This window comes from Skermanella sp., from assembly GCF_059503625.1.
Window position 1 is genome coordinate 1 of the sequence record NZ_JCACHA010000727.1, and the last position, 10,872, is coordinate 10,872.

Below are 10,872 nucleotides of genomic sequence, written 5' to 3' on the forward strand. Positions count from 1 at the left end.
GGACGAAGTTTCAGGAGTTCAAATCTTCCCGATCAGTCTTCCAGGCGGAACCCGACCTTCAGCACCACCTGGTAATGCGCCACCTTGCCGTTTGAGATATGGCTGCGCGTCTCGACGACCTCGAACCAGTTCATGTTGCCCTGCATCTTCGCCGCCCGCGCGACGGCGCCCTGGATCGCGTCCTCGATGCTGGTGGGGGAGGAGCCGACGATCTCGATCTTCTGGTAAGTGTGATCGCTCATGGAAGGAATGCTCCGTTCGAGGGATGGTTGGCCAAGGGATGGTTGGGGAACCAAGCATGATGGTGCGGAAGCCGGTCTTGCAATCATGCGCTTGCGGGTGCGACAAGTTGGCATCCGCTGCTTGACGTTCTTCCGGGCGCAGCACAACCATGCCGTCATCTTGGAGGCGAAATGTTGAAGACCGGGGCGGCGACGCCACCCATGGAACTGGCCCTGGCGCAGGCGGAAGCCGCCGCCGGACGCGGCGAGGTTCCCGTGGGCGCCGTCATCGTGGATTCCGCTACCGGAAAGGTCCTTGCTGCGGCTGGAAACCGCACCGAGGAACTGGCCGATCCGACCGCCCACGCGGAGGTCCTGGCGATTCGCGAGGCCTGTGCCGGACGGGGGGAACCGAGGCTGCCGGACTGTGACTTATACGTGACTTTGGAGCCATGCGGAATGTGTGCTGCGGCAATCAGTTTTGCTCGGTTGCGCAGAGTGTACTTTGGGGCCTATGATGTAAAAGGCGGCGGGGTCGAACATGGGCCCCGCTTCTTCCACCAGGCGACTTGCCACCACGCTCCCGAAATCTATGGAGGGCTGGAGGAGCGTCGGGCGGCGGAGCTGCTGAAGGAGTTTTTCCGTAGGCGGCGCTTGTAAATGTAATTTTGGTTGTAGGCGCGTTTTGCTGCGGGGCATGACACGGGTGGGGAAGCGACGGCAGACCCTTGGGACATGGGCGACCATGGCCACCTTGACGTGTCTTGTTGACAAGACGTGTTCATCGAGACTCCACGGATCGGCTTTCCCATGCGCTTCAACGCCCCGCGTCACTCCTTCCAGCAGCAAACTCCCGTCGCCGAAAAGATCAAGGCGACAGTCAAGTGGTTCGACCCGAACAAGGGTTTCGGTTTTGTAGCACCTGAAGATGGTTCACCCGACGCTTTCCTGCCCGCTTCCGCCGTGACGGCGGTCGGGCACGACCGTCTGCCGGAAGGCACGACCGTCGTCGTCGATCTGGTCCAGAGCCAGAAGGGTAATCAGGTCAGCCGAATCTACGATGTGGATGTCTCGACCGCTTCCCCCCGTCCGCGTCGCGATGACGCGGCTCGTCCCGCCCCGCGTGCCGGTGCGGCTCCCCGCAGCCCCTATGGCAACGACCGCGGCGGCTACGGCGGCGGCAACGACCGCGGTGGCTACGGCGGCGGCAACGATCGCGGCGGTTACGGCAACGACCGCGGCGGCTACGGCGGCGGTAACGACCGTGGCTACGGCGGCGGCGGTTACGGCGGCGGCAACGACCGCGGCTACGGCAACGATCGCGGCGGCTACGGTGGTGGCGGCGGCGGTTACGGCGGTGGCAGCGACCGCGGCTACGGCGGCGGTGGCGGCTACGACCGTGGCGCCAGTGCCGGCCCCTCGGAAGAGGTCGAAGGCACCGTCAAGTGGTTCAACACCACCAAGGGCTTCGGCTTCGTCACACCGGACAACGGCGGCAAGGACGTTTTCGTCCACGTCACCGCGGTCGAGCGTTCGGGCACCGGTCCGCTGGCCGAGAACCAGCGCGTCCGCATGAAGGTCCAGCAGGGCCAGAAGGGTCTGGAAGCCGTCAGCATCGAAGCGCTGTAAGCTTTCCGCTCGTCTGCCATGGCAGACTCGTCTGCCGACGGGTAGATCTCGGGAAAGGGTGCGGGCCTCCGGTCCGCACCCTTTTCCATGTCCGCATAATGACATCTTCAAGCGGCTTGGTTTATTAACTGGAAGTTTATAAAAAAGTGGCCTAAAGCTTGGCGTTAGCACTCGTCCGGTTTGAGCGCTAACAGGCGCTCCCTGAAACGATTGACCGCACAGCGATTTTCAAAGGAGCCATTCATGTCGTTCAGACCTTTGCACGACCGCGTCGTCGTCCGCCGCATCGAGCAGGAAGCCAAGACCAAGGGCGGAATCATCATTCCCGACACGGCCAAGGAAAAGCCGCAGGAGGGCGAGGTGATCGCCGTCGGTCCGGGTGTCCGCGACGCCCAGGGCCACCTCCACGCACCCGACGTCAAGGCCGGCGACCGCGTGATCTTCGGCAAGTGGTCGGGCAGCGAGATCAAGATCGACGGCGCCGATTTCCTGGTCATGAAGGAATCCGACATCATCGGCGTGCTCGAAACAGCCGCCGCCTAAGTCGTTTTTCGATCAGTTATACTTCAAGGATTCAAGACATGGCTGCCAAAGACGTCAAGTTCTCGACCGACGCGCGCGACAAGTTCCTGCGCGGCGTCGACATCCTCGCCAATTCCGTCAAGGTGACGCTCGGCCCCAAGGGCCGCAACGTCCTGATCGACAAGGGCTACGGCGCTCCCCGGATCACCAAGGACGGCGTCACCGTCGCCAAGGAGATCGAGCTGTCCGACCGGTTCGAGAACCTGGGCGCGCAGCTGCTGCGCCAGGTCGCGACCAAGACCAACGACCTCGCCGGCGACGGCACCACCACGGCCACCGTGCTGGCCCAGGCCATCGTCCGGGAAGGCTCCAAGGCGGTCGCCGCCGGCCTCAACCCGCTCGACCTGAAGCGCGGCATCGACCGTGCCGTCGCGGCCGTGATCGAGAACATCAACGCCCGCTCCAAGAAGATCTCGACCAACGAGGAGATCGCTCAGGTCGGCACCATCTCTGCCAACGGCGACACCCTGATCGGCGACATCATCGCCCGGGCCGTCGCCAAGGTCGGTAACGACGGCGTCATCACGGTCGAAGAGGCGAAGAGCCTGGAGACCGAACTCGACGTGGTTGAAGGCCTCCAGTTCGACCGCGGCTACCTCTCGGCCTACTTCGTGACCAATGCCGAGAAGATGGTCGTCGAACTCGAGAACCCGTACATCCTGCTGCACGAGAAGAAGCTGTCCGGTCTCCAGACGATCCTGCCGCTGCTCGAAGCCGTGGTGCAGAGCGGCCGTCCGCTGCTGATCGTCGCCGAGGATATCGAGGGCGAGGCATTGGCGACCCTGGTCGTCAACAAGCTGCGCGGCGGCCTTAAGGTCGCGGCGGTCAAGGCTCCCGGCTTCGGCGAGCGGCGCAAGGCCATCCTCGAGGACATCGCGATCCTGACCAACGGCCAGGTGATCGCCGAAGATCTCGGCATCAAGCTGGAAACGGTCACGCTGGACTCTCTCGGCTCGGCCCGCAAGGTCATCATCAGCAAGGAGAACACCACGATCGTCGACGGCGCCGGCGACGCGGAGGCCATTGCCGGCCGGGTCGCGCGCATCAAGGCTCAGATCGAGGAAGCGACCTCCGACTACGAGACGGAGAAGCTTCAGGAACGGCTGGCCAAGATGACTGGCGGAGTCGCCATCATCCGCGTCGGCGGCGCAACCGAGGTCGAGGTCAAGGAGCGCAAGGACCGCGTCGACGACGCCGTGCACGCGACCCGCGCCGCGATCCAGGAAGGCGTCGTCCCCGGCGGCGGCGTCACGCTGCTCTACGCCACCCGCGCCATCGACGCCATCGTGCCGGTCAACGCCGACGAACGGGTCGGCATCGACATCGTCCGTCGGGCGCTCCGCGCTCCGGTCTGGCAGATCGCCGAGAACTCCGGAGCCGACGGTTCGGTCGTCGTGGGCAAGCTGCTCGACTCCGAAAGCATCGACTACGGCTACGATGCCCAGAAGGGCGAGTTCACGGACCTGCTGAAGGCCGGCATCATCGATCCGACCAAGGTCGTCCGCATCGCCCTTCAGGATGCGGCCTCCATCGCCGGCCTGATGATCACGACCGAGGCGCTGGTCGTGGACAAGCAGGACACCAACTCCTCCGCCTCACGGGGCGGCGAAGACTACTAAGGCCTACCGGCAAGACTTACGGGCTGGGCCGGCCTCCCGCCATCGGGAGGCCGGCCCTTGTTCCCGAACCTTATCCCGAAAACGCTTTGTTTCGCCGGAACAAACCCTTGCAGCCGAAGCTTGACTCCAGCAACCTGTAATCTTACAGGACCTTTCACCTCAAAGCTGGAGCAGCAAGCCCATGGAAAGCAATACCCACCACACCATCGTCCTGGTATCGATCGTCACCTCGATCGTGCTGCTTCTCATCGCCGTCGGGTAAGGCCGCCATGGCCACCGTGCATGTCGAAGGCGAGCTGCGCGGGCATGTCGCCGCGGCGCTCAAGGACTACATCGACAAACTGAAGGAATTTCAGGACTCGACCCCGTCCAAGGCGGCCAAGGCCGACTACGACCGGACGATCGCCGATGTCCGGAAACTCGTCGACGCGGTCGAGGCGGACGCCGGCTAGGCCATCTTCGCGCCGGTCAGCGAATCCTCGAGATCGATACGATGCTGTCCTGACGGTTCCTGACCCGCACGCTGAAGCGCCGGCGGCTCTTGCAGGGTTTGACGTTGACGACGTCACCGGCATTCAGCAGGCGGTCCTGATCCAGTATTTCCGGTTCTTCCAGCGCCTCTTCCTCTTCCGGCGTGGCGAAGCACGTCCAGATCGTTCCGTTCGGCGTCCTTGCGTCCTTGCGCAAATGGCCGACGGGCTTCGGACGGTGCCTGAACAGCCCCATCGTGCGATCTCCTGATCCGCTATATTTCTGGTAATTGGTTCGGTCGGACGTGCAACCGCCAGCCGGTTGTTTGGTTCCGCTTGCCGGGACTGCGCAGATGTGGAGGGAATACATGAGCGTTAACCCCATTCGCGTAACTGTCTGGAACGAGAACCTGCACGAACGCACCCAGGCCGACGTGCAGGCGATATATCCCGACGGCATCCACGAAGCCCTGGCGGCTCCCCTGCGCGCCGGCGGATTTACGGTCCGCACCGCCACTCAGGACCAGCCGGAGCATGGACTGACCGAGGATGTCCTTGCCGGGACCGACGTCCTTCTCTGGTGGGGCCACCGTCTGCACCGTCAGGTGGACGACGCCGTCGTCGACAGGGTCCAGGCGCGGGTATGGGCCGGGATGGGTCTGATCCCCCTGCATTCCTCGCATTTCTCGAAGATATTCAACCGCCTGATGGGGACGACCTGCAACCTGAAGCACCGGGTCGCCGGCGAGCGGGAGCGGATCTGGACCATCGCCCGCGGCCATCCGATCGCCGAGGGACTGCCGGAACACTTCGACCTGAAGCCGGAAGAAATGTACGGCGAGCCTTTCGACATCCCGGCGCCGGACGAACTGGTCTTCGTAAGCTGGTTCCAGGGCGGCGAAGTCTTCCGCAGCGGCTGCTGCTACACGCGCGGCCTCGGCCGGATCTTCTATTTCCGCCCCGGTCACGAGACCTATCCGACCTACCACGACGCCAACGTCCAGCGCGTCATCGCCAACGCGGTGCGCTGGGCCGCCCCACGGGACGTCGCCCCGCTCCGGTTCGGCCGCAGCACGCCGCTGGAAATACTGGATTGATACCGGAGCCGGAGCCGGAACTCTCCGGCTCCAGTATAGCGCCTACCCGATCGACATCAGGCTGGCGTTGCCTCCGGCAGCCGCCGTGTCGGTGCTGACGGACTGTTCCTCGACCAGCGGGACCAGCGCGTAGTCCTGCGCGCCGGAGGCCAGGGCGTCGCGGTTGATGCCCTGGGCGGCGACGATCGGGCCGGGACGGGCGGCCAGCTGCCGGTTCAGGTCGCGCAGGGCATCGCTGTCGCCCTCGAACAGGACGGACTGGAAGCCGGGTCCGGTGGTCCAGTCCGGTGTCGTCTGGATATGGCCTTGCAGCGGCTTCGGCAGGCCGGCCAGGGCGCTGCCCGCTGGGAACAGCGCCTTGTTGCCGGTCGCCAGCGCCGCTCCGACCTGGAGCAGCAGGCCCGTTTCGGTCTGGGCCAGGCACAGGACGGTGCCGCGTGCGTGGACCCGGTAAAGGTTACGCTCTCCGACCGGACCGGGCAATGCTGCGACCGTTCCGGCGGGGGAGCGCTCGATATAGGCGCGGCAGCGCTCCGCTTCGCGGGCAAGGCCGCGAGAGTCCAGCCACTCGGCGAAAGCCTCGGCCGCCGCCGGGCGCTTCTCCGGCGCCGGGCGCAGCGCCGGCGGCACCGGCGGAGAAACGGAGAGCAGGCGCGACAGGTACAGCGGCCCGCCGGCTTTCGGTCCGGTTCCCGACAGGCCGTGGCCGCCGAAGGGCTGCACGCCGACGACGGCGCCGATCAGGTTGCGGTTGACGTAGATGTTGCCGGCGCCGATGCGCTCGCTGACGCGGGCGATGGTTTCGTCGATCCGGCTGTGGACGCCGAAGGTCAGGCCGTAGCCGGTCGCGTTGATGCCGTCTATCAGGCTTTCCAGCTTGTTGCGCCGGTAGCGCAGGATGTGGAGGACGGGACCGAAGACTTCCTGCGTCAGATCGGAGACCTTGCCGATCTCGATCACCGTCGGGGCGACGAAGGTGCCGTGCTTCGTGCCGGGCGGCAGCGGCAGTTCCCTGACTTCGAATCCCTTGGCCCTCATCGCCTCGACGTGGTCGCGGATACGGTCCCGCGCCTCAGCGGATATCACCGGGCCGACATCGGTGGACAGGTGGTCTGGAGACCCCGTGACCAATTCCGCCAGCGCCCCGTCCAGCATCGTGAAGACGCGGTCGGCCACGTCGTCCTGCACGCAGAGCAGGCGAAGCGCCGAGCAGCGCTGGCCGGCGCTGTCGAAGGCCGACATCAGCACATCGCCGACGACCTGCTCCGGCAAGGCGGAGGAGTCCACGATCAGCGCGTTCTGGCCGCCGGTTTCCGCGATCAGCGGGATCGGCTGGCCCTGCGGGTTGAGGCGGTCGGCCAGCTGGCGCTGGATCAGGCGGGCGACGTCGGTCGAGCCGGTGAACATCACCACCTGGGTGTGGGGCGACGCCACCAGCCTGGCGCCGGTCTCGCCCGCTCCGGGGAGGAGTTGCAGGGCGGCGGGCGGGATGCCGGCTTCGAGCAGGATATCGACGGCCTGCGCCGCGATCAGCGGGGTTTCCTCGGCAGGCTTGGCGAGCACGGGGTTGCCGGCGGCCAGGGCCGCGGCGACCTGCCCGGTGAAGATCGCCAGCGGGAAGTTCCACGGGCTGATGCAGACGACGGGACCGAGCGGGCGATGGGTGTCGTTGTTGAAGTCGCTGCGGACCTGGGTCGCGTAGTACCGCAGGAAATCAACCGCCTCGCGCACTTCGGCGATGGCGTTGGACAGCGATTTGCCGGCTTCCCGCACGATCAGGCCGAGCAGGGACGACATGCGCGCTTCCATCAGGTCGGCGGCCCGCAGCAGGCAGGCGGCGCGCTGGTCCGGCGGCGTGGCGGCCCAGACGGCTCCGGATGTCGCGGCGAAGGCCAGAGCGGCGTCGATCTGTTCGGGCGAGGCGTCGGTCACGGAACCGACGGTGTCGCGGTGGTCGGCAGGGTTCACGACCGCGCGCGCCTCGCCGGTCCGGGAACCGTCGGCCAGCAGCGGCACCGCCTGATAGCGGGTCTCGGCACTCGCGAGCAGGGCAGCGGAGAGGGAGGCCAGACGCTGTTCGTTGGTCAGGTCGAGACCTGCGGAGTTCTCCCGCTCGCCGTTGAACAGGTCGCGGGGCAGGGCGATCTTCGGGTGCGGCGCTCCGACCGGCTCGATCGTCTTCGCGACGGCGACCGGGTCGGCGATCAGCTTGTCTACGGGCACGTTGGGGTCGGCGATCTGGTTGACGAAGGAGGTATTGGCGCCGTTCTCCAGCAGGCGGCGGACAAGGTAGGCCAGCAGGGTCTCGTGGGTGCCGACGGGGGCGTAGATCCGGCACGGCCGGTTCAGCTTGCCCTTGCCGACGACTTCCTCGTACAGCGGCTCGCCCATGCCGTGCAGGCACTGGAACTCGTACTGGCCGGCATGATAGTTGCCGCCCGCCATCGCGTGGATGACCGACAGCGTATAGGCGTTGTGGGTCGCGAACTGCGGGAAGACGGCGTCGGGGGCCGCCAGCAGCTTGCGGGCGCAGGCGATGTAGGAGACGTCGGTGTGGACCTTGCGGGTGAAGACGGGGAAGCCTTCCAGGCCCTCGACCTGGGCGCGCTTGATCTCGCTGTCCCAATAGGCGCCCTTGACCAGCCGGATCATCAGCCGGTGTCCGCTGCGGCGGCCGAGATCGATGATGTAGTCGAGTACGAAGGGTGCGCGTTTCTGATAGGCCTGCACGACGAAGCCGATGCCGTTCCATCCCGCCAGATCGGGATCGAAGCAGAGCTGCTCCAGCAGGTCGAGCGAGAGTTCCAGCCGATAGGCTTCCTCCGCGTCGATGTTGAGACCGATGTCGTAGGTGCGGGCGAGGACGGCCAGGGCCTTGAGGCGGGGGAGCAGTTCGGTCATCGCGCGCTCCTGCTGGGCGCGCGAGTAGCGGGGGTGCAGCGCCGACAGCTTGACCGAGATGCCGGGGCCTTCGTAGATCCCGCGCCGGTCGGCGGCGCGGCCGATGGCGTGGATCGCCTGCTCGTATTCGCGGTAGTAGCGGTCGGCGTCGGCGGCGGTGACGGCGGCCTCGCCCAGCATGTCGTAGGAGTAGCGGAAGCCCTTGGCCTCCATCCGGCGGCTGTTGGCCAGCGCTTCCGCGATGGTCTGGCCGGTGACGAACTGTTCGCCCATCATCCGCATCGCGATATCGACGCCCTTGCGGATCACCGGCTCGCCGCCGCGCGCGATCAGGCGGGTGAGAGCGGAGGACAGGTTCGCCTCGCTGGTGGTCGAGGTCAGGCGGCCGGTGACGACCAGGCCCCAGGTGGCGGCATTGACGAACAGGGACGGGCTGTGGCCCAGATGGGAACTCCAGTCGCCGACGCCGATCTTGTCGCGGATCAGCGCGTCGCGGGTGGCGCGGTCGGGGATGCGCAGCAGCGCTTCCGCGAGGCACATCAGCGCGACACCTTCCTGGCTGGACAGCGAGTATTCGTGGATCAGGCCCTCGACCCCGCCGGAGCGGGATTTGCCGCGCAAAGCCTCGGTCAGCTTGCGGGCAAGATCGGTCGCGGCCTTGGTGACCGGGGCGGGAAGGGTTGCCTCCGACAGGAGCAGGGGCAGGCATTCCGGCTCCGGCCTACGGTAGGCGCTGGTGATCTTGGCGCGCAGCACGCTTTGCGGCTGGACGTTCTGGGCGAATTCCAGGAAAGGCTGGAACGGCGCGTCGGGCGGCTGGCCGGTGCCGCCGCTCTCCAGCAGGCCGACATCGGCGCGGGCATCGCCCAGCAGGTCGTCGACGCCGTCGCCCCGTTCGATCCGCTCCAGGACGGACAGGATGGATTGCTTGATCAGCCAGTGCGGCGAACGGCCCATGGCCTCGGCGGCCGATTTGAGACGGGCGCGCAGTCCGTCGTCGATCTTAACGCCGATAGTCGTGCTCGCCATCGCCTGACCTCCACCTGTTTCGATGCGGATTGTCGGCAAGACGTACAGTGAGTCGCAACCGCCTGTCAATCCATTGTCGCAACCCCTTATGCGATGCGGTTGCGACGCGCGCTATCCTTTGTTTCAGGGTGCATTGCGGTGTTTGCACTGCCGCATGCTTTTTCACTGTGGTATGCGGCCCTTCATGACCATCAAGGAGCTGACACCATCATGACGACCAAGCCGAGTCTCAAGCTGACCCACGAAGGCGCTCTCACGGCGCTGAACGCCGCCATCGCCAAGGCGCAGGAGATCGGCGTTCCTCAGAACATCACCATCGTCGACGACGGCGGCAACATGCTGGCCTTCGTGCGGATGGACGGCGCCAAGTTCCTGTCGATCGAGACGTCCAAGTCCAAGGCTCTGTCCGCCGCGTCGCACCGCATGCCGACGGGCGGGATTCCGGCTGCGATGGAAATGAAGCTGGCGATCGCGTCGGGCGGCCGGCTGACCAATGCCGAAGGCGGCCTGCCGATCTTCATCGAAGGCGTGTGCGTCGGCGCCATAGGCGTCGGCTCCGGCACCAGCGCCCAGGACGTCGAAGTGGCGAAGGCGGCCCTGGCCGCGATCGGCGCACAGGAGAGCGGGGCGTAAGCCCCAATCTTCCCCCTCTTGAAGTGCAAACTCGATAAGAGTTCACAATAAAAGCGCGGCAGTCATCTTTGTACAGATCTGTCTATATGCTGCGGCAAACCGACACGAGACTTTCGAACAAGAATATGACCTTGGAAAGGCAGTGAACTCCCCAGGGCGAACACCATATTCCTAAAGCATCATAAGGTAATTAATATAATTTTAAACGTTTTTGAATAACGTTGTATGTGCAATGATTTGAAGGTCTTTTATGACCCTTGGATCGAAATTGCATTCTCCGAGCCAGTGAGCGGACATCGGCTCAGTAAAGAGAGAAGCAGCATGCGCATTAAATCCATTCAAACTAAGATTGCAGCACTGGCAGGGTTCTGCCTGCTTGGATCGGCATCCATATTGGTCGGCTACGGTGTCTTTTCGGCGGTCAGCAGCGAAGCCTTCGTCACCGAAAACGTCAGCCGCCTGGTCAACGACAAGACGAAGGACGCCCTTCAGGCAGTTGCTTCGACCCAGGCCGGCTATATCCGTGCCGAGCTTGAAGTAGCACTCGATGCCGCCCGGACGATGGCGCACACCTTCGAACTGATCGCTTCCCGCGATCCGGAGACCGGCACTCCGGAGGAAGCGCGGCGCAAGCAGATCAACGGCATCCTGCTGAACGTGCTTGAGAAGAACTCAGGCTTCAACGGCACCT

General features: G+C 65.1%; 10 protein-coding genes and 1 pseudogene. 8 read left to right on the forward strand and 3 right to left on the reverse strand.

Annotated features, from left to right (window positions below):
- Positions 1 to 32: 32 nt before the first annotated feature.
- Positions 33 to 242 carry a dodecin gene (locus tag AC5JJ6_RS24590; protein ID WP_496044586.1) on the reverse strand — a complete coding sequence of 70 codons (210 nt, stop codon included), beginning with the start codon at positions 240 to 242 and terminating at the stop codon, positions 33 to 35.
- A 201-nt stretch (positions 243 to 443) separates the two neighbouring features.
- Here AC5JJ6_RS24590 and AC5JJ6_RS24595 point away from each other — a divergent pair, with 201 nt between their 5' ends.
- From AC5JJ6_RS24595 to AC5JJ6_RS24615, 5 genes are all read left to right on the forward strand, one after another.
- Positions 444 to 881, forward strand: coding sequence for a nucleoside deaminase (locus AC5JJ6_RS24595; protein WP_496044587.1), 438 nt, complete (start codon positions 444 to 446; stop codon positions 879 to 881).
- Between the two features lie 150 nt (positions 882 to 1,031).
- Complete coding sequence (locus AC5JJ6_RS24600) at positions 1,032 to 1,850, forward strand: cold-shock protein (RefSeq protein ID WP_496044588.1); 819 nt, start codon at positions 1,032 to 1,034, stop codon at positions 1,848 to 1,850.
- A gap of 243 nt (positions 1,851 to 2,093) precedes the next feature.
- Positions 2,094 to 2,393 (forward strand): co-chaperone GroES, encoded by a 300-nt coding sequence (locus AC5JJ6_RS24605; RefSeq protein ID WP_496044589.1) that lies wholly within the window; start codon positions 2,094 to 2,096, stop codon positions 2,391 to 2,393.
- A 38-nt stretch (positions 2,394 to 2,431) separates the two neighbouring features.
- A complete protein-coding gene (gene groL / locus AC5JJ6_RS24610; RefSeq protein WP_496044590.1) occupies positions 2,432 to 4,051 on the forward strand; it encodes a chaperonin GroEL in 1,620 nt (539 codons plus the stop codon).
- Positions 4,052 to 4,320: 269 nt separating this feature from the next.
- Entirely contained in the window at positions 4,321 to 4,503 is a 183-nt protein-coding gene (locus AC5JJ6_RS24615; RefSeq protein ID WP_044427209.1) for a hypothetical protein, read from the forward strand.
- Between the two features lie 16 nt (positions 4,504 to 4,519).
- On the opposite strand, the gene AC5JJ6_RS24620 is transcribed toward AC5JJ6_RS24615, so the two are convergent.
- Positions 4,520 to 4,777 (reverse strand): hypothetical protein, encoded by a 258-nt coding sequence (locus AC5JJ6_RS24620; protein WP_496044591.1) that lies wholly within the window; start codon positions 4,775 to 4,777, stop codon positions 4,520 to 4,522.
- A 112-nt stretch (positions 4,778 to 4,889) separates the two neighbouring features.
- On the opposite strand from AC5JJ6_RS24620, the gene AC5JJ6_RS24625 reads away from it, so the two are divergent.
- Positions 4,890 to 5,618, forward strand: a complete 729-nt coding sequence (locus AC5JJ6_RS24625) for a ThuA domain-containing protein (protein ID WP_496044592.1) — start codon at positions 4,890 to 4,892, stop codon at positions 5,616 to 5,618.
- Between the two features lie 42 nt (positions 5,619 to 5,660).
- On the opposite strand, the gene putA is transcribed toward AC5JJ6_RS24625, so the two are convergent.
- Positions 5,661 to 9,548 (reverse strand): trifunctional transcriptional regulator/proline dehydrogenase/L-glutamate gamma-semialdehyde dehydrogenase, encoded by a 3,888-nt coding sequence (gene putA, locus AC5JJ6_RS24630; RefSeq protein ID WP_496044593.1) that lies wholly within the window; start codon positions 9,546 to 9,548, stop codon positions 5,661 to 5,663.
- Positions 9,549 to 9,758: 210 nt separating this feature from the next.
- On the opposite strand from putA, the gene AC5JJ6_RS24635 reads away from it, so the two are divergent.
- On the forward strand, positions 9,759 to 10,181 hold the full coding sequence (locus tag AC5JJ6_RS24635; RefSeq protein WP_496044594.1) for a GlcG/HbpS family heme-binding protein: 423 nt from the start codon (positions 9,759 to 9,761) through the stop codon (positions 10,179 to 10,181).
- 225 nt (positions 10,182 to 10,406) lie between these two features.
- Positions 10,407 to 10,872 (forward strand): annotated as a pseudogene (locus AC5JJ6_RS24640) (hypothetical protein); the annotation flags it as partial.